This is a genomic window from Chryseolinea sp. T2, from assembly GCF_037203685.1.
In the GTDB taxonomy this organism is placed as follows: Bacteria; Bacteroidota; Bacteroidia; order Cytophagales; family Cyclobacteriaceae; genus Chryseolinea.
Map to the genome: position 1 here is coordinate 372,452 of NZ_JBBCAU010000005.1, position 25,108 is coordinate 397,559.

Below are 25,108 nucleotides of genomic sequence, written 5' to 3' on the forward strand. Positions count from 1 at the left end.
AGATTTTTAAGTCGAATGTATCGTTCAAAGTCACTTCGCAGGATGCTTGCCGAGTGGAGTATAGAACGACAGATAAGGTTCTTTTTTAATTAGTCGTTGCAGATATAAAATCAATTCCCGTGCGTGGTAATCACCCCACATGCTTGATTCATCGCAAGGAACAGTGCGACCAGAAGGTATGTTATCCCAACCGTTGGGTCTGTGATAAACAGAGTGCAGCAGCAGCCCCTGGTGATTCTGCGTCAATGATAAATATGCGTCAGACAGCAAAGTTCGGGCGACTGTCAGCCCTGCCTGAACATAATGTTGGCCTTTCGCTGGATCGGCTATTTGCAGGAAACGTCCAAGCCTTAATAAACCCTGAGCCGCAATTGCTGCCGCTGAGCTATCCACAGGTTCAAAGTCATTATGGGGTTCAGCCGGTCGTTGTGTGTAGTCACCGAGTCTGTGCAATTGAGGAGCGCCAGTATCCCAATAAGGAATACCATCACTCGAAGAATGCTTTATGTAGAAGTCGCAGGTGGCGGTGGCTGCTTTTAAAAGCGCGAGTATCAGCTCATCGCCATCGGAAGCCAGCTCCGTCAGATAGTTTGTACTTCCAAGGAATTCGAGTTCCTCTGCAAATCCACACATGGCCCATGCCAGACCACGTGTCCACGTTGTGAACCCGCTAAATCCCTGTTGCGCATTAGGGCATCTGAAATTGCCATCATTAATATTAAATATACATTCATGAGCGGTGCGTCCCCAGGCGTCATAGCTATCCCGTCCCTCGCCATAATAAACAGAGAACCGTGCTGTCGCTCGCAAGTGTTGCACGGCGCGTTCAAGAAGATTTACCCTTACGTCGTTCTCACTATGAAGGTAATGACCCAATCCATGACTGACCATCAGGATGCGGCATGACCTGATCGTATCAACAAACAGTGATTGTGGACCGTTGAAAGAATAAAGATATCCACCTCCGGGAATAGGCGTCCAACGCATGGCCTGTACGGCGCCGCTTGCTTTCAGCGCCAGCTCATAGAAATCATTCTCCCAGGAAACGAATGGGATCTTTCCTTCGTGCATCATACGCCACAGGTTGCCGTATGTACTCAGGTTGTTAAAACCGTGGTCATGAACCCCTTCGTGAGTGAGGTGTGGCGCCATCTTGTTGCGGGTGTTATCCTTCCCTATCTGAAGAAATTGTTCGTCGCTAGTGGCGTCAAACTGCAACAGTGCAGAGCCAAATTGAAATCCCTGTGTCCATTCCGTCCATCCCCGAGTCGTATATCGCCCGTTAACGGTATAAACAGGAGTAGCGGAATCGCCGTTTTTTTCAATAGAAAGTATCTTGGTCGCAGACAATTTCCAGAATCGATCAATAGCGCTGGAAAGGTCGGACGGAGATAGTGTTTTATCAATAACCATAACAATCGGTTGCTCCGTGCCAATATAGCAGAAACCAGTCATCCCGCAATCTGATCAACAAAGCCTTCGCAAAGACCTTAGTCAATGTTGTTCATGACCCAGGCGTTGCTATACTGTGGTGATGTCCATTCCGAATTATTTTCCTTTCTTTGCAGCCTGAATTTTGTGAAGATCTCTGAAAAGTGAATTTTATGCGACATATCATTGCTCTCGTACTCCTCCTGTCAGCAACCGGCGCTATAGCCCAATCCAAGAAGGAATTGGCAGCCCAGGTTGAGTCTTTAAAAAAGGAAAACGAAAAGTTGAAATCTGACATCGTTGAATTGAAGAAACCTAAGGTACCTGCTTTGGCAGACACTGTTAGCAAGGTGAGTTATTCACTGGGAACTTTGATGGCGTCTAATCTGAAATCGCAAGGTGGAGATTCTCTCAAAGTTGATGCGCTGGCACTTGGGTTCAAGGATGTATATGCCGGCGATAGTCTTCGCATTCCACAACAGGCAGGTTACCAGCTTGTACAAGTCTATATGCAGAAAGTAGCGTACGAGAAAGCGGAACATGAGAAGGCTGCAAACGACGCGTTCCTGGCTGCCAACAAAAACGCCCAGGGAGTTGTAACAACGGCAAGCGGCCTTCAGTATAAAGTGGTTAGCGCAGGTAAAGGCAAAATGCCGAAGGCTTCAGATAATGTAACGGTGCACTATACTGGCCGATTGATCGATGGTACTGTCTTTGACAGCTCGCGTGACCGCGATCCTGCGACTTTCAAAGTTGACGGTGTTATCGAGGGTTGGACCGAGGCTCTTCAACTTATGCACGAAGGTGATAAATTTACAATCTTCATACCTTCAAGTCTTGGTTATGGAGAACAAGGTGCTGGTTCCCAGATTCCGCCATTTGCCACATTGATCTTCGACGTCGAGCTGATTAAAGTAAACTAACTGGAAGTTCATTCGTGGCAGGAGCGTGCCACGCCTAATATTGATACTTGGTATTACGACTGGTGATACCGTATCCGTATCGTGCATGTGAACGATTCTCCTCCATTAGTGTTAGCTTGTAACGGCAACCGATCAGATTGTAATTCGTTGTGAAGCGCATATTACTCATAGAGGACGATCCAACCATTAATCAAAACATCCGCGATGCGCTCGTCAGGGAAGGTTACGATGTGCACGTTGCATTCGATGGACTCCTGGGTGAACGTATCCTGCGCAAAGAACAACTAGACTGCGTTGTCATCGACCTCAATCTCCCGGGAAAGAACGGTTACGACATTTGCCGCGATTTCCGGAAGGTTAACACAACCACGCCTATACTTATCCTCACTGCATTCGATGAAATCGACGACAAAGTACAGGGATATGAAAGCGGGGCCGACGACTATCTCACCAAGCCATTCTACATGCAGGAGCTTGTCCTGCGCATACAGTCGCTCCTGCGACGAAATAACAATACAGCTGATTCCATTCAGGGGCCTGTGACGGCAGGCGACATAGTGGTGAATCCCATTACCAAGCGCGTCACCCGCGGAAACGTAGAGATCAGTCTTACACCAAGAGAATACCAAATACTTCTCAAGCTCATTTCGGCCCGCGGCGAGGTGGTTTCGAAGAAGGACTTGATCGAAGAAATCTGGGGGCGTAACTTTGACGCAAACACAAACACCGTGGAAGTTTACATTAACTTCCTTCGAAAGAAAGTCGACAAGCCCTTTGGCAAGGATTCCATACGCACGCGCGTCGGCTATGGATACTACCTGGAAGCGTAATGGACATTAAGAAAAAGATCGTTCTTTATTTCTCGTCGGGCACGATTATCCTGCTCGCCATTGCGCTCGTTTTTATCTACACTCTTTTCTCAAGATTCAGGGAGGAAGAATTTCAGCAACGACAGGTCGAAAAGATCAGAACAACGCTGAAGTTTCTTACTGAAATAAGGAACATCGATCAGGATCTTATCGAAGGAATGGACCGCATCACCATTCACGATATCTACGATGAAAAGCTTCTGATATTCGACAAATCAAAGAAGTTAGTCTACTCAAGCATTGACGACACCCCGGTGGCATTCTCATCGGATCTGCTTGAGGCCCTTTCCGCGGATAAACCGATCATCGAGCAAAAGGATGGTCTGTACGATGTTACTGGCATCTACCTTGAAAAAGATGACAAGGCATACTATGGCATCAGCAAGGCATATGATATCTCGGGATATTCAAAACTGAATTACCTCCGTTATGTGCTTTCATTTACACTCGCGGGCATTTGTCTCGCTGTAGTTCTTATCGCGTACTATTTGTCTTCAAAGATCACCCGGTCAATTGAAGACGTAACTCGACAGATAAATGATTTTGCGGTAGACGGGACCAACAACAAACTTGTAACCGCGGGCACAAGCGATGAAGTTTCTATTCTTGCACAGCGATTTAATGAACTCATGCAGCGAATGAACGAAGCCTTTGCTTTTCAGAAACACGCGGTTCATCACATCTCTCACGAACTCAAGACACCAATTGCTGTTCTGGTTTCTGATATCGAGCGTATGGAGCAGGAAAAGGATACGGAACGCCTGAAACAAATGATCAGCGTACAGAAGGAGAACACCAAGAGCCTGGGTGAGATTATCAATTCGCTGCTTGAAATTGCCAAGACAGAATCCGGAAATGCAGTCACGACTACGCAGGTGCGCGTAGATGAAATGATCTTCGATTTGATTGATTCATTCAGAGCGCTCTACCCTGAATTTCGCTTCTCAATTACATATTCGGATGCTCAGGTGAATGATGACAATCTATCGGTTCGTGTGAACGACCGGCTCTTCCGATCAGCTCTCAGCAATCTAATGCAGAACTGTATTAACTACAGCCAGGATGCCAAGGCAGGCATTTCAATTGCAACAACGGCGGAAAGTCTAAAGCTGGACTTTACTAATCGTGGAAAAGTAATCAGTGAATATGAGCAGGCATTTCTGTTCAGACATTTCTTTCGTGGTGCAAACAGTCGCGGAAAGCGCGGCTTTGGACTCGGACTCGTGTTCATCAGCAAAATCCTTTCACTCCACAAAGGCACAGTGACATACGCTGCTGGCGAAGGTGATCTCAATACGTTTTCCATATCGCTTCCCTTAAGCTAAAATTTATACGTTTTAAGGTCTTTTTAAGCCGGGCAGGATAACCTTTGCGAGCTAATTGAGAATTCATGGCTCGCCTACGCGGAACTTGTATCATACTTTTATTCTTTACACTATCAGCTTTTGCTCAGACTGACACGCTACGCGTAAATCTGCACGACGCTGATAGTTTGTTTGCTGTACGAAGCTTTTATCTTCTTGCTGCGGGGATGAATGTAGAAGCGAACAGGGCATTGATTGTGCAGGCAAGTCTGTTTCCAAACCCGATCGCCTCTGCAGACATCAACGCCTACGATCCTCAAAACGAAACGGCCTTCCATGTTGGAAGCACGGGTCAGAAAAGCTTCCAACTTGAACAGCTGATACTCCTGGGTGGCAAAAGGAAGAACGAAATCGAGCTTGCCAGGACAAACGCCAGAATAGCAGAGTTGGAGCTTCTCAATACTTCGCGAACCCTTAAGTTCAAACTACATACAGAGCTGGCAGAAATTGGTCAGCAACAGGTCTTGTTGCAGAAGTATAATTCCCAGCTGGCACTCCTCGATACGATTCTCCGGGCTTATGAGATGCCCGTGAAAAGAGGAAGCATAGCACTGAAAGACCTTGTTCGTCTTAAGGGTGTCTATTTGAATTTGAATAACGACCGCGCCGAACTAATGCAAAAATACTTCGAGGCGCAGGCTACAGTTCAGACATTGCTTCAGGCAAACGAACTGATCTACTTCCAGTTTTCCGACAATGACATCAACACCTACATCAAATCGATTCCTCTGGAGCAACTGAAAGATGAAGCGCTGCAAAGTCATCCCGAGTTGCTATTAATGCAGGAGAATCAACGTGGAGCCGAAGTGTTTCTCCGGTATCAAAAATCATTGTCAGTGCCGGACCTCAATCTGAATGCATCTTATGATCAGAGAGGCGGCGCCTTCCTTAATCAGATTAACACCGGACTTTCAATTCCATTGCCATTGTGGAATCGCAATCAGGGAAACATCAAGGCTTCAGCTTACAGGGCACGGGAAGCTCAGTACAACCTCCAGGCTACGCGACAAGAGAAGCTCGCAGCCCTACAGAATCATTATGCTTTATATACACAGACCGTAGCCGAATATCAAAAGGCAACAGCGCTGTATAACGACGACTTCGATCTGACCGTTCGCGGTATGGTGTTCAACTTTCAACGGCGCAATGTGTCACTGCTGGAGTTTGTAGATTTTTTTGAATCATATAATCAGGTTCTCGCCGAGATCGCCCGCATGAAGACCCAACTTGTGACTTCCGCAGAACTGCTCAATTTATCCATCGGCAAAGATGTTTTCTGATATGACAATCATTCGCTATATCCCCGCATTTGTTGTTTCGCTGATTCTTATAGCGTGCCACAAGGAAGAGCCGCATCAGGTTGAAACGGCATTCACTCTGAGTGATACGATGATGGCTCGCTCCGGATTTGAAAAGGTGACGATGATGCGGGTAAAAAATGAAGTGCGGCTGTTCGGAAAAATTGCTGCCGACAACAGCAAGACGGCGCAGGTATATCCGGTCGTGGGCGGCATTGTTACGTCTATTAACGTTGAACTCGGCGACTACCTCAAACAGGGCCAGGTAATGGCAACGATCCAGAGTTCAGAGGTCGCTCAGTTTCAGAAAGAGCGTCTTGATGCTTTAAGCGAAGTAGCCGTGGCCGAGAAAAATCTCGCCGTGGCCAATGATCTCTTTAAAGGAAAGCTGAATTCAGAGCGCGATGTTGCCGTTGCCGAAAAGGAGCTGGAAAATGCGAAAGCCGAACTGGCAAGAGTCAATGACATTCACAAGATCTACAACCTCAAAGGCGGTTCGGTTTACAGTGTTGTGGCGCCTATCAGTGGCTTCGTGATTTCAAAACGTATTAATCAAAACGAGCAGCTTCCCTCCGATCTGTCGGAGCCGTTGTTTTCCATCGCAGAGATCAATGAGGTTTGGGCCCTTGCAAACGTCAATGAAAGCGACATTGCCAACATCAAAGTCGGGGTAGATGCGTCGGTACGCACACTCGCCTTCCCCGACCGAATTTTCAATGGAAAAATAGACAAGGTCTTCAATGCAATAGATCCGGAAACAAGATCGATCAAAGCACGCGTTAAGTTACCCAATGCAGACTTTCAACTTAAGCCAGAGATGAATTGCACCGTTGCTGTTCACTACACTGAATCAGATTCACTGCCCGCAGTTAGTTCCTCGGCTGTGATTTTTGATAAGAGTAAGAACTGGGTGATGATTTTTAAGGACAAACACAACATAGAAACCAGGCAGGTAAGCGTATACCGTCAGCTTGGCGATGTTACCTACATCAAGTCAGGAATAGCACCTGGCGAGACCGTTGTTACAAAGAACAGTCTGCTCATTTACGACGCCATCAACGACTAAGGCATGAACAAGTTCGTTAAGAATATCATATCGTTCAGCCTTAAGAACAAGTTCTTCACCTTCTTTTGGGTGGGGCTTCTCATTATTGCGGGCACAGTCAGCTACATCAGAATACCGATCGAGGCATTCCCCGATGTAACGAACACTCAAATCATCATTGTTACAGAATGGAACGGCAGAAGTGCCGAAGAAGTTGAACGCTTTGTAACGACCCCTATCGAGATTGCCATGAACAGTGTGCAGCGCAAGACCAATGTGCGAAGCATCACTATGTTCGGTCTTTCTGTAATCAAAGTCATTTTTGAAGACGATGTTGAAGACTTCTTTGCGCGGCAACAGGTAAACAATCAATTGCGTACGGTACAGCTACCCGACGATGTTGATCCGGATGTTCAGCCTCCTTATGGCCCGACAGGTGAGATCTTCCGATACACGCTGAAAAGTGACAGTCGTGACTCCCGCGATCTTCTCACGATACAGAACTGGGTAATTGATCGTCAGTTACGCGCCGTGCCCGGAGTAGCAGACGTCGTAGCCTTTGGAGGACAGGAGAAGGTTTATGAGATCATGGTTGATCCATTGAAGCTTCAGCAATACAACCTTACGGCCCTTGAGTTATTTGACGCCGTCGGCAAATCGAACCTCAACGTTGGTGGCGATGTAATCGAAAAGAATGGCCAGGCATATGTGGTGCGGGGAATAGGTCTTATTGATTCCCGCGCAGATATAGAAAATACAATCGTCGATATTTTCAATGGCAATCCGCTGCTCGTTAAGAATGTTGCCAGTGTACAGGAAAGCAGCATGCCGAGAGTCGGTCAGGTCGGCCTCGATCATGAAGATGATGTTGTGGAAGGCATAGTTGTGATGAGGAAGGGCGAGAATCCCTCTGAAGTGCTTGCGCGCGTAAAAGAAAAGATCCAGGAACTGAACAGTGCTGTATTGCCTTCAGATGTCAAAATGGTAACATTTTACGACCGCGACAACCTGATGGCATATTGTACGCATACTGTACTGAGCAACCTGGCTGAGGGCATCGTGTTCGTGACGGTCATTGTATTTCTGTTCATGGCCGATTGGAGAACCACCCTGATCGTTGCCGTCATCATTCCGCTATCATTACTCTTTGCATTCTTCTGTCTTCGGATGAAGGGAATGAGTGCAAACTTATTGTCACTTGGCGCCATTGATTTTGGAATTATCATTGACGGTGCCGTCGTCATGGTTGAGGGAATATTTGTGGCTCTTGACCACCAGGCCCACCGGATGGGAATGGATCGCTTTAATCGCCTGGCCAAAGCGGGAATTATAAAGAACACGGGTGCGCAGTTAGGTATGGCCATCTTCTTTTCCAAGCTCATAATCATCTCTGCGCTGCTTCCCATCTTCTCCTTTGAAAAAGTTGAAGGGAAAATGTTCTCACCGCTGGCCTATACGCTCGGGTTTGCATTGTTGGGTGCACTGATATTTACTCTTACACTGGTACCCGTCTTATGTTCTCTTCTGCTGCGCAAGAACGTCGTTGAGAAAAACAATGCTTTCACACGGTTTGTGAATAAGGTAGTAGCGAACGGGTTCGACTGGACATTTTCTCGAAAGCGTCTTACCCTCGGACTTGCCACTCTTGCTTTCGTCCTCACGATACTTTCGGCGCGTTGGATCGGGACTGAATTCCTTCCAACATTGAATGAAGGTGCACTTTGGGTAGAAGCAAAGATGCCCATGAGCTATTCACTGAATAATACGGTTGACATGGTTGCCCGTCTTAGAGAAGAGATCCTTCCCTTTCCGGAAGTAAACGGCGTTCTCTCGCAGACCGGTAGAAGCAACGACGGTACGGATCCAAGCGGATTCTACTACGTTCAGATGCAGGTGAACCTGAAACCTAAAAAAGAATGGGGTCGCAAGATATCCCTCGACGAGCTGGTAGAAGAAATGGACACCAAGCTCAAAAAGTTTCAGGGTATCAACTACAATTACTCACAACCAATCATAGACAACGTTGCGGAAGCAGTGGCAGGAATGAACGCGAGCAACGCTGTAAAGATCTTTGGCCCTGACCTGGATGTGCTGAACGAATATGCTGATCAGGTTCTTGAACAAATTAAAGACGTACCAGGGATTAAAGATGTTGGCATACTGCGCAACATCGGCCAGCCTGAGATGAGTGTACTTCTTGACGAGGAAAAAATGGCCCTCTATGGAGTCACTAAAGCAGAGGCGCAGGCGGTGATTGAAATGGCAATAGGCGGAAAAACGGCCACCAACAAATATGAAGGTGACAGAAAGTTTGCTATTCGAATCCGCTACGATCGCGAATACAGGAAAAACGAGGATGACATCCTCATGCTGATGATCCCAACCATCAGCGGTACGCGGATTCCATTGAAAGAAATCGCAACTGTAAAAAAAATCACAGGTCCGGCATTCATCTATCGCAATGACACGAAGAGGTTCATCGGTGTTAAGTTTTCAGTAAGGGAACGAGATCTTGGAAGCACTATCGCTGATGCACAGGCACGTGTGAAAGCGCATGTTAAACTACCGCAGGGCTACTCGATTGGGTGGACAGGAGAATTTGAGAATCAGGTCAGGGCAACTTCCCGACTCGCACAGGTAGTACCTATTAGTCTCATCATGATCTTTACACTATTGTTCATCATGTTCGGCAATGTGCGTGATGCTGGCTACGTATTGATCAACGTACCATTCGCCTTAATTGGTGGAATACTGGCATTGCATATAACAGGTATCAACTTCGGAATTTCAGCCGGCGTAGGATTTATCGCACTGTTCGGAATATGCGTGCAAAACGGCGTGATCCTTATTTCAGAATTCCATAAACAAACGCTTCTTAATGGCAACCTCGACTCGGCCATAGCAAGTGCAGTGCGCATCCGTACGCGCCCGGTGGTTATGACGGCGATGATGGCGGCTATCGGATTGTTACCTGCAGCCATGAGTACAGGGATAGGTTCCGAGAGTCAAAAGCCGTTGGCCATAGTGATCATTGGCGGCCTTGTGACAGCTACCATCTTTACCCTGCTGGTCTTCCCGATAATTTATCACAAGGCCCTAAGACTTCGTGCAAAAGACAACTAAGGCCGGACTCAATCATGATGATGCAGGGGAACAATCTGCACTCGCTCTGAACATTGTCAGGAGAAGCGAACGACAAAGTTACTCGAGGATTGTAAACAGCCGGTTCCACCGGACTTTGTTAAGTAATCCCGCTTCGTCATCGAGTGACATCCAGATGAAAAGCGCTTTGCCTACAATGTGATCCTCGGGAACAAAACCCCAGTATCTTGAATCAAGGGAATTGTGCCGGTTATCACCCATCATGAAATAATAGTTTTGACCAAACGTGTACTGACTCAATTGTTTGCCATCAACGATCAGGCTACTCGCCGACACCTCGACTGACTCATGTCCTTCATATAGCTTAATCGTTTCGCCGTACAAAGCAAGCGTTGAATCATTCACCTCGAACGTCATTCCTTTGGCGGGAATTGTCAATGGTCCATAGTTATCACCGTTCCACGGCGCATAGGTAATTGATGGAAAAATATCCGCTTCTCCACTGCCCTGAACCTTAATCTGCTCTTTCAAATTCAACACAAATGGTGCTTCCTGCAATTCCTTTACCTGCGACCGTGTAAGGAACATATGGTAAGTCGAATGCCCTTGTTCATCTTTACCGAGATAATAGTAATCGTTAGTGCTCAACTCTAAGTGATTCAGCGTGCGATCGGTCATTTGGTTATCTGTGGTTACACGATAACTATATTTCATGTACTCCGGCCTGCCGAGCGGTTTACCGTTCACAAGTACCGTCTGATCATCAATCACCACTACGTCACCCGGCAAACCGATACAGCGCTTCACATAGTTGGTTTTCAATTGTACAGGATATTGGATTCCATCATTAAGACTCAACGGAGGTACGTTAAAAACGACGATATCCTCCCGCTTCACCTCGCTGAAACCAGGAAGCCGGTAAGAGGGCAATTCTATCCAGTCGAGATAAGATGGAATATTTGTTCCCCAGATTTTCTGATGTGTAAGCGGGATCTGCAGAGGAGTGGTCGTGGTACGCGTTCCGTAATGGAACTTGCTTACGAAGAGATAATCTCCCACAAGAATGGTGTTCTCCATCGACGGCGTGGGTACAACGTACGCTTCCACCGTGGACCAGCGAATTAGCGTAGCAGCCACAACGGCAAACACAACAGAGTTTAGCCATTCCCTGGCCGCAGACTTTGGGGCAATCATTTTCCCCGGTTGCTTCTTCCAGAATGCGAGTTTCATAGGATTCGAATTTTCCTAATCTGTCGCGGCCATTATGCGGGAATTACAAGGGACAAACTTTCGGCGCGAGAAACAGGGGCGTCGCATCTGGGGTAGAAGGCGGCGCAGGAAGGCTGGAGTCAGCAGCAAATATTACCCGTGAAGTCTGGGAAAGTCTGGTGACGTCTGAGAGAAGGCTGTGCGGGACTGGGAGATCACTGGGGCTCCACTGGGACTGCACTGGGGCTCCGCTGGGACTGCGCTATAACCAGGTTGGTAGAAGATTAAGTCCGTGGTGATGCGAATGCACAAAAAAAGGCAGGATGTGCTCCTGCCATTCTTTGTTACAATGTGCTGCCTCAATCAACCCACGGTACTTTCTTTGACCGGTAATAGTCGATTCCCAGGGCTTTCATTCTGGGACCGTGGTTAGCCAGCCGGTATTTATATTCGTCCCATCCTCTGTTCTCCTCAGGAGACCAGCCGATCTCTGCGAGACCAATAATACGGGGAAACATCATGTATTCGGCTTCATCCATATTGGTGATTGTCTCCGTCCACAAGGGTGCTTCAATACCAAGAATGTTCTCGCGCTTAATACCTTTTACGTATGTCGTAGGGTTCCACATGTACGAGCTATCTACTTCAATGTATGCGGCCCAATGCAGTCCTAACTTAGTAGTTGAATCGTACTGCATATCCAGATACATTTTTTTCGCTGGCGACATCACCAGTTTGGATCCGTTCGAAACAGCTTCGAGGGCGTGTGCCGGATTCGACCAGTATTGAGCGATTGCGCTTGCCGCACTTGCGCGCGTGGCAGCGTCGGTTTGAATGGTTTGCTCGGGGCGCTTCTCGTTCATGTTGATTTGCGCAGTTTCCTCCCAACCGATCACCTGCTTGTTGTGGTTTTTAACAATGTCACGAACCCGCGCCACAAACGGGATATAGTGCTCTCTTTTTGTTGCATGGCTCTCATCACCACCAATGTGCAGATAAGGACCAGGCGTCAGTGCCGCCATCTCTCGCACTACATCGTCAATAAACTTATAGGTAATCTCTTTGGTCGTGCACAAAGAGCTAAAGCCTACTTCCGTTCCGGTATATAGCTTTGTTGCTTTGCCATCGCAGTTCAATTCTGGGTAAGATGCAAGGGCTGCGTTGGTATGTCCAGGCATGTCGATTTCCGGAATGATTGTTACAAACCGGTCAGCAGCGTATTTCACCAGGTCTTTGTACTGCTCCTGTGTATAAAAGCCTCCCTCGCCACCGCCGACTTCTGTGCTTCCTCCAATTTCGGTAAGCTTCGGCCATGATTTGATTTCAATGCGCCATCCCTGATCATTTGACAAGGACAAATGCAAGACGTTCATCTTGTATAAAGTCATCAGGTCGATGTAGCGTTTTACATCCTCGACGCTGAAGAAATGGCGGGCAACGTCAAGCATCGATGCCCTGAAAGGGTAGGCAGGGAAATCGCGAATCGTACCAGTAGCAATCTCCCAGGGCCCCTGCTGAACGGAATCCTTTTCAATTCGGGCCGGCAGCAATTGTCTGATGGTTTGAACGCCATAAAAGAGTCCCGCCGGCTTGTTTGCCGAAACGTGCAACAAATCTTGTTGGATATCGATTGAATAGCCCTCGTCACCAAGTTCGTCATCGGTTACTATTTCAAGATAAACACCTTTGGCAGGTGCAGCAGAAGCTTCGCTAACGTCAAGCTTATAACCGGTAGCCGGCCGTAGCACGTCGGCCAGGTAGTTACCGACAAATTCGAGACCGTCTCCTTGCTTGAGAGCAATGGTCGTTGCGTCTGTGAGCTCGAAGACTTTTGTTGTTGCTGTTACAGTAACAGGTTTGGGGATAATGTTTTCCTTTGAAAGATCAGTGGGAGGATGCTGCTTGCATGCCGTCGCTACGATAGTGATCGCAGCGAATGTCAGGGCAATCCGTTGATGCATAGTTTATGAATTTGGTGCCGAAAGTATTATAAAATATTCACTTGGATTCTGGTTTTTATGTGAACCATTTAAACATCTTTCGGTTGTTCTAATTGTGTGCGATGCACACTTGGATGTGTACGAACGCACACCTGTTGACTAGTCGGTAATACGAAGCGAATATGAATTCAGGCACCTTACCTGGCCGCGATTTATACCGAAGACTGGGCGAGTTGGGAAAATGTTGGGAAACACTCTGGAAAAGACTGGGAAGACCTGGGAAAAAGTTGGGAAAAGGACTGGGAATGGTAGCCAACCAGCTGCGGAGCCGTAGCCTGGCAACAGGCAAAACGCTGCGGCCTTAGTGCCTGCTTAATGCCTACTACCCGCCGATTTGTCCTGCTTGAACCTACCGACCCAAAGCGGATCGACTAAGAGTTCGTTTGTATCGCGATCTGAAAGTTTTTATACTTTTCACATCGCCTTGAGGTTGCCGAAATTATTAAGACAAAAATATTGAACATGACGGACATAAAAGACAAAGTAATATTGATAACCGGCGGATCAAAGGGCATCGGTCTGGGCATAGCCACGAAGTTGCTGGAAGATGGCGCACGGGTTGCCATAACCGGGCGGGATGAAAAAGTGGTGCAACAAGCCACAAAAGACCTGAATTCAAAAAGACCTGACCATGCACTTGGCCTTGTAGCTGACGTGCGATCCCTGGAAGACCAGCAAAAGTCTGTAGCCACGATAACAGCAAAATGGGGACGACTGGATGTACTTGTTGCTAATGCCGGAGTCGGTCACTTTGGTCCCATTGAAACACTTACAGAAGAACAATGGCACGAAACCATTGACACAAATCTGACTGGTGTGTTCTTCGGTGTTAAAGCTGCCCTTGCTGAACTGAAGAAAACGAAAGGTTACGTTATAACAATCGCCAGTCTTGCCGGTACGAACTTCTTCGCCGGGGGTGCGGCGTACAATGCCAGCAAGTTTGGTCTGGTGGGCTTCTCGCAGGCGATGATGCTTGATGTGCGAAGCGCAGGAGTTAAAGTCACCACGATCATGCCTGGCTCTGTTGCCTCTTACTTTAACGGCCATGAGCCGTCGGAAGCTGATGGCTGGAAAATCCAGCCCGAAGACATTGGTCAAATCGTAGCAGACCTGCTTCGAATGAACCCCCGTACATTGCCGAGTAAAGTCGAAGTAAGGCCGACTATCCCGAAATGATTCAGCTTGGTCGAAAAGGTTATCCGCACTAATAGATTATCTGATTAAGTTTAAATAGTTGTTTTTCAAGACGTAATATCAATCTGATTAATTTAAATCAGAGGTGATTTTTGCTTTGAACGAACTGAATCATTGGCTACGTAATGATTGCTCCGATTCCGACACCCAGTATAAAAGGACGGTGGCAATTGAGATGGCAGCCACTCTAAATCAGCGCAACACACAATGAACTGAAAACCAGCGTTTGCAGTAGATTTTTTTGGCTGCCCGGTATTTTTTTAACCGACAGATTCAGCCCAATTCAGGAAAGTTGGAGGACAGAAAATCCCATTTAGGGAAATGGAGAGGCGCAAGATCATGTGCCTGGATTGCCTTTATCGCTCGAAATAAGTACAAAAGGGCATCCTTTCTTTTATGAAGATTGGATGGTATAACACTTGCCATCCAGAGGCAACTAGTTAGTGACCATGATCCTCTTTGCACCCCGGTTACATTGCATCGATTCTGGAAGACTTCGAAGCAATGGAAAGACGAAAAGAAGCCGCATAGGCTTAAAGACATTATTATTCAGTGTTGGCTATCTGTTCACCCTTGCCGGTATGGCAGACGTCCCAAACCTGGTTCTCGGGTCTGGGCCAGCTGCCTACCCCGAGGGCACTCCTTCGCTCGTGATTATTCCGACTATCACGGTGAACGATCTGGACAACTCTATCGCCAGCGCCACAGTTCAAATCTCGACAGGTTTTGTCGTTGGTGACATTCTCACTTTTACACCATCGGGTGGCATTACAGGTTCTTATGATAATGCTACGGGAATCCTGACGCTTACCGGCGTTGCTTCAAACACGAATTACAAAACAGTGCTTCAGACTGTGAGGTATGCAAATAGCTCGAGTCCCTTAAATGGCTCGAGGACGTTTAGCGGTACCGTTAATGATGGTACGACGTCGAGCAATACCATAACAAGAACAATAACGCTGAACGATGCACCCGTCCTTTCAGGCATTGAAGGAACGCCTGTTGCCTATACAGAAGATGATCCTGCAACCAACGTTACCAGTAGCCTGTCCGTGAACGATGTTGATAACCCAACCCTCGCCAGCGCAACGGTATCGATATCTGCGAATTTCAGCGCCGGCGATATCCTTGCCACGACAGACGCCTTTGGAATAACCAGTTCATTTGCCGGAGCAACACTAACGTTAACTGGTTCTGCTACGCTCGCTGAGTACCAGACTGTGCTACGATCAGTGACTTTCCGAAATTCGAACACACTCAATCCGCCCACCGCAACCAGGACTATAACTTTTCGGGTGCACGATGGTACGGTTCAGAGCAATGGTCCAACGCGACAAATTACTTTAACTCAAGTCAACGATGCGCCGGTTATATCAGCAGTTGCAGCAGCTATCCTACCCTATTCAGAAGGCAATGCTGCCACGACAATCAGCAGTGCACTTGCAATCACTGATGAAAGCATCGCCAGCGCAACGGTACAGATAACAGGAAACCCCGCACCCGACGACGTGCTCTCATTGAACGGCACGTACGGGCCAATTGTGAACAGCTATGACGCCGTTACCAATACGCTAACTCTTTCGGGTGTCACGACTGCTGCCAACTATCAGAATGCTCTGCGAAATGTCAAGTACAGGAATACCAACAACAACGATCCATCCAATCTTACCCGCACGGTGACATTTCTCGCAACAGACGCAAGCGGAGTGCAAAGTGCTGCAGTCACGACAAACATTCCTTTTACCGCTGTTAATGATGTGCCAGTCTTAAGTGGTCTTGAGGCGGCAGCAATCAGTTATACTGAAGAACAGCTGCCAGTCACCATAACTGATCTGATTAGCATCGCAGACGTTGATAACACGACATTGGCCTCTGCAAAGGTGGTAATATCAAGCGCCAATGCCAGCGATCGCCTGGCGTTCACCGACTTCGGAACGATCACGTCCACATACGCATCAGGAACTTTAACATTGACAGGCGTTGCCCCAATTTCCGATTATATCACTGCCCTCAGATCTGTTACTTATTATAATACCAATACACTAAATCCTGCGGCGGGTACACGAAACGTCACTTTCACTGTTAATGACGGTGCAGGAAACAGTGCTAATGCAGTCAGGGGCCTTACCATCGTTCCGGTGAACGATGCTCCTGTATTGGCCGGCATGCCATCGACCGATGTAGCGTTTACTGAAGGAGGAACTGCGCAGACCGTTCCGTCTGGCATTACTATAACTGACCTGGACGGCCCCAGCATTGCATCGGCACAGGTGGCCATTACCAAAAATTTCGTAGCCGGAGAAGACGTCCTTTCATTTGGATCGGTCACAGGTATCACCGCATCGTATGATGCAGCAACGGGCATAGCTACGTTCACAGGTGTTCGGATACGCACCGATTACGAGACAATGCTCCGCTCCATTAAATACTTTAATTCAAATACGGCAATGCCGTCGCCCCTGACGCGAACGTTATCCATAACAGTCAACGACGGCGCGTTAAACAGCAACACTTTAATGCGTAACGTCGTGGTTTCCACTAAAGAAACGGTGACGACAGTGGAGGAGACATCTTTCAATATCGCAGTGCAGGGATATGATCCTGCCGTTAACTCGGCGATAGATTTGTCGAGCATCGTTATCACGGCGGTGCCCGCTCACGGTACAGCTACTGTCGACAATTCTACCGGAATCATAACCTACACTCCCGATCCGGAATTCAGCTCAGGAGCCGGCAGTCCTGTAACGCCTGCCGACGTCGTTAAATTCACGATGAAGGATAACAGCGGAGTATTATCCGGTGTGGTCACCTATAATATCAACGTAAGTTTGATTAATGACGCGCCTTCGTTTGTCGCCGGACCTGATGTCGTTGTTCTTGAAGACGCCGCAACACAAACACTTGCATCATGGGCTACCAGCATAAGTGATGGCGATCCCTTCACTCCACAAACATTAACATTTAACATCACGACAGATAATCCGGGACTGTTTCAAAACCAACCCACAATCAATGCATCGGGGACGCTGTCTTTCAAACCTAAGAGCAACCTGTTCGGTACGGCTACGGTTACAGTAAGGCTGACAGACAACGGTCTGTCTACACTACCTCACGTAAATTCCAGCGATACAAAAACGTTTACAATCACCGTACAGTCGGTTAACGACACTCCGGTTGCTAATGGTGACACCTATAGCACAAGTTCGGTGGCCCCTCTAAGTGCCAGTGTGCGCACCAGTGATGTAGAGGGAGATGTTCGCATTCTTACAACTACTCCTGTTGTGGCACCTGCACACGGAACAGTTGTGTTGAATCCTTCGGGTACGTTCACCTACACCCCCGACGGAAGCTATACGGGTCCCGACAGCTTTACATATGAAGTTTGTGACAACGGTACAGACAACGGCACCCCGGCGCCAAGATGCGCTCAGGCGGTAATCAGCATAACGGTCAATCCAGTTAATGCAGACTGGAATATTGTGGGTAACAATTCTATCCAGCTTGCCTCTAACAGCTTTATCCTGACTCAGGATCTTGGCAATCAGCAGGGAGCGATCTGGAATAAAAATCCTCTGGATCTGCGCTACTCATTTGATCTGAATCTGAAAGCCATTTTCAGTGCCGAGGGTGTTGTGAAAGACACTGCAGGCGCAGATGGCATGGTGTTCGTCTTCCAGCGTGACTTCACTCCTCCCCCTCTTGATGTACCTGATCTTCCAATTTACGCGAGAGGAGTATACGGAGGAAATCTCGGCGTCGGCAATATTACGCCTTCATTCCACGTCGAAGTAGATACGTGGATGAATTCAGGTACTGGCGAAACCGATCCATGGTATGACCACATTTCCGTGAGCACGAATGGCAATGTATGGCAATATGTGGGAGCGCCGGTTCCCGCAGTTCTCGATGCGACCAATCATGCAGTCAATATTGAGGATGGTATATGGCATGATATAAGAATCAACTGGGATAATCCGACCAAGGTGCTTAAAGTTTACTTTGACGGAATTCAGAAACTCGTTGTTACCAACGACATCGCAAGCCAGGTATTCGGCAATGACCCAAGCAATGTGTTCTGGGGATTTACGGCCGCCACCGGAGGAAAAAGCAATTACCAGGCATTGAAAGACATCGTTATGACCGTTACCAACCTTCCTCCAACAGCAGTGACAGATCTTGTAAGCGTGGATGAAGACGCCGTATTGCAGGGCACATCTCTTCTTGTAAATGACAGTGATCCGGAGGGCGGCGTTTTAGCCATAACGCCAGAGACGAAAAACACTGCGCATGGCCAGGTCGTTATCAAGGCAGATGGCACTTTCACCTACACACCAAATCACAATTACAACGGCAGCGACACGTTCACCTACCAGGTTTGTGACAACTATTCCGCCTCCGCCTGCAGTACAGGCACAGTTACGATAACCATCAACCCGGTTCAGGACGCTCCTGTTGCTGGTCCAGATGTATTCTCGACCCTCGAAGATACCAAGCTGATTGTAACGTGTGACTGCGTGTTGATCAACGACTATGACGCAGACGGCGATCCCCTCACGGGAGCCGTCGTGGAAAATGTAAAGCATGGTACGATGGTGTTTCAACCCGATGGTACTTTCGAATACATGCCGGATCAGGACTTTTTCGGCACAGACACCTTTACCTATACAGCTACAGATGGAATTGACACGACCAGCCCTGTGTTGGTTACCATCAATGTGATTCCGGTAAATGATCCGCCGATTGCCGTGAATGACCAGGTAGAAGCCACTGAGGACATCCCTACGCCTCTTCCCATACTCGCAAACGATAAGGACGTTGACGACGTACTGTCTACGTCTATGGTTCAAATTACAACGCCCCCTCAGCATGGCACGTTGCAAATCACTCCCAATGAAGTAATCTACACGTCCAGTCCTGATTACTTTGGCCCTGATTCTTTTAACTACACGTTAAAAGATGCTGCGGGTGCCGTTTCAAATGTTGCCACTGTCACAATTAATGTAAAGCCTGTAAACGACGTTCCTATTGCTGTCAATGACGCGGCTGTCACTCCTGAAGACACTCCGGTATCAATCAACGTTCTGACTAACGACACGGATGTCGACAACGCTTTGGATCCGACGACCGTAACTACGACATCTCCGGCACATGGTTCGGTTACCATCAAAGCTGATGGCACCATCGAATATTCACCCGCGAAGGACTACTTCGGATCTGATTCATTTACCTACACCGTTAAAGATATCGCCGGAGGGCAATCGCTTCCCGCGACAGTTGCCATTACGGTCACTCCTGTCAACGACGCGCCCGTTGCTTCGAACGACGACGGAACAACTCTCGAGAATACACCGGTAGACATTCCGTTAACCAATAATGACACGGACGTTGACAATGATATCAACCCCGGGACAATTGTGATCACTACACCACCCGCCCACGGAACGGTTTCTGTTTCGCCCGACGGTGTTGCCACCTACGTTCCTGATACCGACTACCTGGGTGAAGATACGTTCTCCTATACAGTTGCAGATCCTGACGGTCTCATTAGCCAGCCTGCAACAGTTTCAATTACGATAACGCCACCGAATCGTGAACCGGTTGCAATGAACGACGGTCCAATAAAGCATCCGTTTCTGCTGGATTTACCTATCGATGTACTGGAAAATGACTACGATGTAGACAATGATCACAGCGACATTGTGATTCAATCCATAACACAACCCAATATGGGCTCTGTTACTATTGAAGACAACAAGGTCATTTACCATCCTCAAGGTTCAACGTCAGGGGTTGTAACATTTACCTATACAATATCAGATCCTGCAGGACTTACCGCTACTGCAACGGTAACCATAGAGTACGTTTACAATCCCCTTACTGTTTCTGAAGGTTTCTCTCCCAACAGCGACAACGCCAACGACACCTGGTATATTCTAAGCATTGAAAACTTCCCTGCTAACACGGTAAAAGTTTTTGACAGATGGGGATTATTGGTTTATCAGAAAGCCGGTTACGAGAACACACTCGCACCGTGGGACGGCCGGGCAAACGTTGGTCAGCAGTCAGGCAAGTTGCTTGACCAGGGCACGTACTACTACATGCTCGATGTGGGTACCGGCGAAATCAAGGTACTCAGTGGATTTGTGATGATCACCCGATAGTTAAAGCAAAGGAGTCAGACATGAAAACCTCTCGAAAACTGCTAATGATAATCTGTGCAACGGTTGCCATATCGGCAAACGCGCAACAGACCACTCTTTTTACGCAGTACATGTTCAATGGATTGGTGATCAATCCTGCCTACACGGGCAGTCATGGTAATATGACAACAACCGCGGCCTACCGCTCCCAATGGACCAAGCTCAAGGGTGCCCCACAGACCCAGGTGGCTTCATTTCATACGCCGATTAAATTCTCCCGTTCTGCGGCCGGAGCTCTGTTGCAACATGATCAGGCAGGTGTCACACATCAATACACGCTTTATGGAACGTATGCCTATCACATTCCCGTATCGAAGAACGGGCGAATCTCGGTGGGCGGCCAGGCGGGAATCAGTTACTATCAGGCAAATCGAACCGATGCAAACATTGTTACCAATGGCAATCAGCCAGACCCCACGTACATGACAAATGACAGCAGGTTCCTGCCCAACTTAGGTGTGGGTGCCTACTACTATTCGAAACGCACTTACGTGGGCTTTTCGTTGCCTACAATCATCAATAACAAGTGGAACCATGGCGACCTCAATGCTGCCCGTCAGACCCGTCACTACTACTTGTCAGCAGGCCACGTGATGGATCTTGGAGCTCATGTGAAATTTAAACCCAATGTTCTGCTTCGCTGGGAAGAAGGCGGTCCATTTCAATATGACATTAACGCCAATGTACTGTTCTCTGAAGTTGTTTGGATTGGCGTAAGCTATCGTATGAACGACTCTGTTGACGGGCTGCTTGAATTTGTGATCAACAACCAATTTAATATTGGCTATTCATACGGCTATCCAATCACTCCGCTGGCAAGCGCACAGTCAGGAACCCACGAGTTTGTATTGAACTACCGTATCAAGCGCAATAAGAACGTCGTCTTTTCACCACGATACTTCTGATAGAGAAATGCTCATCATGAAACACATCGCTATCTTCTTCGTGTTTGTGCTTTTAACAGGTACAATTGCTCTCGGACAACACAGCAGTAATGCATACCGTGACCTGGCCGACTCGTTGTATCGTCACCATCATTATCAGCACGCGGCAAACTATTACGAGAAGGCATTGAAGAAAGCAGGAAACCCCGGCTATCTTATGTTGCAACTCGGTAAGTGCTACGACAAAGTTAACAAGCCGCTTGACGCTGAGCAATGGTTCAGAATGGCATCACAAAAGCGTGCAAAGTTTACAGATGAAGACTATTATCTCTACGCAGAGTCACTCATTTCGCAACAAAAATACGAGCGGGCCGACTCGTTACTGGACCATATAACTACCGTTTACCCGGAAATGTTCATGGCCCAGATTGCACTGGACGATCTGCGGCATATGGATCGCTACTACGCTGATTCAGCATCGTACAAGGTACAGTATCTTCCTTTCAATACAGACGTTGCTGAATTCAGTCCGATACGGTATAAAACGGGAATCGTGTTTACCTCCGCCCGGCAGGAAGGTGCCATGAGAAAAAAGTATCATTGGGACAATTCACATTTTCTCAATCAATACCTGGCACGGAAGACAGAAAGTGGTTTTGCCGACATCGAACTCTTCGAGAAAGATCTGAACACAAAACATCACGACGGCCCTGCTGCTTTCTACAGCAACTACCAAAGGATGATTCTGAACAGAAACCAACGCGCTCCTGTCGCTGGTCGTGAAGACGTCTTCGAAATGTACCCAGGGTTGTACGATGCCCAGCTTGATACCAGAAAAGGTGATTGGGAGGTGACGGCACTTCCGTTCAATGATCCACGTTACAGCTATGCGCATCCTTCAATATCCGAGGACGGCAACACTCTTTACTTTGCTTCTGACATGCCCGGCGGCTATGGTGGAATGGACGTTTACAGGGTAACACGCAGAGATGGGACGTGGGGCGTACCTTTTAATCTTGGACCTGTGGTGAATTCGCCGGAAGACGACGTATTTCCCCACTTCATCGGTAATACACTATACTTTGCTTCCAACGGCCGCGGTGGTTTGGGTGGCCTTGACATCTTTAAAACTGATCAGACATCCAACGGATTTGCTCCTCCTGCGAACCTTGGATATCCAATCAACTCATTTGCCGATGACTTGTCGCTGCTGACAGACTCGTTACAACGGGACGGCTATTTCGCGTCGGCAAGAAAAGGGAATGATGACATCTATACTTATCACAAAGTTGACCCCCGGATCAGATTGCTGGCCCATATCTACGACGGAGAAACTCTTCAGCCACTTGGAGGTGCCAGTATTCAGATCATGACCAATGGAAGCGATGATCTGACGCTTGTTGCTGATCAGCAGGGCGATTTTACATTCGACGTGCCTAAAGACATGTCCTATATTATCATTGGCGCTAAAGGTGACCTTCTTGGAATGGTCGCAGATGTTGCAGACTCCAGCAAGACGCATCGCATACCCGCCTACCGCGATACTACGCGACTCGCGTGTATTGGCTTTATCAAGAACGAACTTGGTCTGCCTCAGGTCGCTGAGGTAATTAATATTGTCGACCAGACAACCGGGCAGGTGATCCCTCATCCAGGCGGGCAGACAATCATTTCCTTCAGAGGCGAAAAGGGACACCAATATCACATTGAAGCTGTCCACGCATTGGGTCACAAAGCGAGTCACGATCTCAACATTGCAAAAAGTGATCAGGGCACAAAAGAATTCACGATCATTCTGAATAACATCCCCGCGAGGCTGCCTATGGCCGCTCGTGTCTATAAAGCCGAAGACAACCAACCTGTGGGCAATGCAACTATCCGCATCCTTACATTTGGGGAAGACGATCAGGAACTGGTATCTAAAGACGATGGCATTGTCGATTTTCAGCTTACCCAGGGACAGGCTTACGTCGTTATCGCTTCCAAAGACGGCTTGTCAGGAATGCACTCAGGCATGGCGGAGATCAGCCAGCAAAAAGACTCGGTCATTCATCAAATACCAGTTCTTGGCGACAAACCAAACACCGTATTGGCTATGGGACTTGTAATAAACCGAAAAGGAGATGCTGTTGACAACTTCAGGGCTACTGTAACAAACAGCAAGACAGGCGAGACAGTCAAGCTACAGGCCAGCCGTGGATTGCTGACGTTCCTTGGTGATCGTGACGGTGCTTATGATATCAAGGTAGAGCATGACAATTTCGAGACAGCTGTTGCCAAAGTTGAAATTCCTTCTACCCAAACAGATGCGCATAAATTCTCAATCATCATGAAAGAGAAGAGCGGACAGAAATCCAACGCTAACCTGATTGCCCCGTTGATGATTGCCGCCAACATTCCTGCTTCACTCCTTTTCCTTGATACTGAAGATGGCCGATCAAAGGCTTTCATCTCATCCAATGACAAGGTTGATGAAATCAGGGAAAAGAATGGTGAACTAACGGTCAGACAGGGCACAAACAACAAGAGTCTCGGAAAGGGTACTATTGAAGAACTTAGAACCGATCCGGAGAAGGTCCTCGGCCGTCAGGGGCTGACGAGTGTGGAGCCCGTGTTATTGCGCACAGTCTATTTTGACTTTGACAAACATAACCTTGACGACGAAGATATCGCACGTCTGGGCGATGTGAAGAAAGTGCTGGATAACCAGCCCTCCTTCCTGATAACAGTATCAGGGCACGCGGACGACCGAGGAAAAGACAGTTACAATGAGCGACTGTCGCGTCGCCGGTCGAATGCCGTCGCCAAATACCTTATCGCTCAGGGAATAGACAAGGACCGAATCATTCTCAAGGCTTACGGTGAATCCCGTCCCGCTATTCCTTGTATGGGAGCTACCTGCACTGAAGATGATCATCGACTTAATCGCCGCGCTGAATTCCTGCTTGCCGGCTCAGGGGAAGCACCTGATCTGAATTCGACTCCTGATACACGTACCACGTCCGTGCCTAAATCTGTCCAGCAGCAAAACAATGAGCAGGCCGTTGAAGCCTTGCTTAAAGGCTATGGAAACAAGTCGGTAGACGGAGTATCCTTTACTGTAAACATAGGCGCTTACAGGAAGCGACATGACCTGAAGTTCCCGGAGCTTTCGGGTATTGGTATCGTAGAGTCTGTAACCAAGAAGGGAACAACATTCTATTACCTCACAGGTTTTAAAACCCTGGACGAAGCCAATAACGCGCGTCGTCAGGCTATCGCCAAAGGTATCCCGGATGCCACCATTTCGGTCTACAGAAACGGTGACAAAATCAGAATGGACGACTTCGCCGCGTTGGTACATTAAAGATCCGGGCCTTGGCTGGGTCTTTACCAAGCTGCCTTACCCACCCTTAGATTCACTGGCACCGAAAATGCAGGCCTGCTAATAACGCCTGGAATATTCCTGGAACGTTATGGTCGCATTCGTCGTGATTGAGCTTTCATTAGACCGGGTGCGCAATACCGCGAGAGTTGTGTGCAGCTTTCATTCCACAAAAATGAGGCGCCGTTACGCACCACCTCCAGGTGTTGGTTTCTGGTTAGTTTG

General features: G+C 47.9%; 13 protein-coding genes. 10 read left to right on the forward strand and 3 right to left on the reverse strand.

The window, feature by feature from the left end:
- Positions 1-30 precede the first annotated feature (30 nt).
- Positions 31-1,413 carry a glycosyl hydrolase gene (locus tag WBG78_RS18315; RefSeq protein ID WP_337327914.1) on the reverse strand — a complete coding sequence of 461 codons (1,383 nt, stop codon included), beginning with the start codon at positions 1,411-1,413 and terminating at the stop codon, positions 31-33.
- 191 nt (positions 1,414-1,604) lie between these two features.
- Between WBG78_RS18315 and WBG78_RS18320 the strand changes: the two genes are divergently transcribed.
- The 6 genes from WBG78_RS18320 to WBG78_RS18345 all read left to right on the forward strand — a co-directional run bounded on the left by WBG78_RS18320 (position 1,605) and on the right by WBG78_RS18345 (position 10,053).
- Positions 1,605-2,354 carry an FKBP-type peptidyl-prolyl cis-trans isomerase gene (locus WBG78_RS18320; RefSeq protein WP_337327915.1) on the forward strand — a complete coding sequence of 250 codons (750 nt, stop codon included), beginning with the start codon at positions 1,605-1,607 and terminating at the stop codon, positions 2,352-2,354.
- Positions 2,355-2,503: 149 nt separating this feature from the next.
- The gene (locus WBG78_RS18325; protein ID WP_337327916.1) at positions 2,504-3,184 is read left to right on the forward strand and encodes a response regulator transcription factor; all 681 of its coding nucleotides are present in this window, start codon (positions 2,504-2,506) and stop codon (positions 3,182-3,184) included.
- The gene (locus WBG78_RS18330) at positions 3,184-4,548 is read left to right on the forward strand and encodes a HAMP domain-containing sensor histidine kinase (RefSeq protein WP_337327917.1); all 1,365 of its coding nucleotides are present in this window, start codon (positions 3,184-3,186) and stop codon (positions 4,546-4,548) included. Before WBG78_RS18325 ends, WBG78_RS18330 begins: the two co-directional genes overlap by 1 nt.
- A 65-nt stretch (positions 4,549-4,613) precedes the next feature.
- The gene (locus WBG78_RS18335) at positions 4,614-5,867 is read left to right on the forward strand and encodes a TolC family protein (RefSeq protein ID WP_337327918.1); all 1,254 of its coding nucleotides are present in this window, start codon (positions 4,614-4,616) and stop codon (positions 5,865-5,867) included.
- A 1-nt stretch (position 5,868) separates the two neighbouring features.
- Positions 5,869-6,951, forward strand: a complete 1,083-nt coding sequence (locus WBG78_RS18340; RefSeq protein WP_337327920.1) for an efflux RND transporter periplasmic adaptor subunit — start codon at positions 5,869-5,871, stop codon at positions 6,949-6,951.
- Between the two features lie 3 nt (positions 6,952-6,954).
- Positions 6,955-10,053, forward strand: coding sequence for an efflux RND transporter permease subunit (locus tag WBG78_RS18345; RefSeq protein WP_337327921.1), 3,099 nt, complete (start codon positions 6,955-6,957; stop codon positions 10,051-10,053).
- A 78-nt stretch (positions 10,054-10,131) separates the two neighbouring features.
- Here WBG78_RS18345 and lepB read toward each other — a convergent pair whose 3' ends face one another.
- Together lepB and WBG78_RS18355 are read right to left on the reverse strand one after the other, a co-directional pair.
- On the reverse strand, positions 10,132-11,262 hold the full coding sequence (lepB, locus tag WBG78_RS18350; protein ID WP_337327922.1) for a signal peptidase I: 1,131 nt from the start codon (positions 11,260-11,262) through the stop codon (positions 10,132-10,134).
- Positions 11,263-11,600: 338 nt separating this feature from the next.
- Positions 11,601-13,202, reverse strand: coding sequence for a beta-N-acetylhexosaminidase (locus WBG78_RS18355; RefSeq protein ID WP_337327923.1), 1,602 nt, complete (start codon positions 13,200-13,202; stop codon positions 11,601-11,603).
- A gap of 501 nt (positions 13,203-13,703) precedes the next feature.
- Here WBG78_RS18355 and WBG78_RS18360 point away from each other — a divergent pair.
- From WBG78_RS18360 to WBG78_RS18375, 4 genes are all read left to right on the forward strand, one after another.
- Positions 13,704-14,417, forward strand: coding sequence for an SDR family oxidoreductase (locus tag WBG78_RS18360; RefSeq protein ID WP_337327924.1), 714 nt, complete (start codon positions 13,704-13,706; stop codon positions 14,415-14,417).
- Positions 14,418-14,884: 467 nt separating this feature from the next.
- Positions 14,885-20,596, forward strand: a complete 5,712-nt coding sequence (locus WBG78_RS18365) for a tandem-95 repeat protein (RefSeq protein WP_337327925.1) — start codon at positions 14,885-14,887, stop codon at positions 20,594-20,596.
- Between the two features lie 20 nt (positions 20,597-20,616).
- A complete protein-coding gene (locus WBG78_RS18370; protein ID WP_337327926.1) occupies positions 20,617-21,540 on the forward strand; it encodes a PorP/SprF family type IX secretion system membrane protein in 924 nt (307 codons plus the stop codon).
- 16 nt (positions 21,541-21,556) lie between these two features.
- Entirely contained in the window at positions 21,557-24,865 is a 3,309-nt protein-coding gene (locus WBG78_RS18375) for an OmpA family protein (protein WP_337327927.1), read from the forward strand.
- Positions 24,866-25,108: the final 243 nt, after the last annotated feature.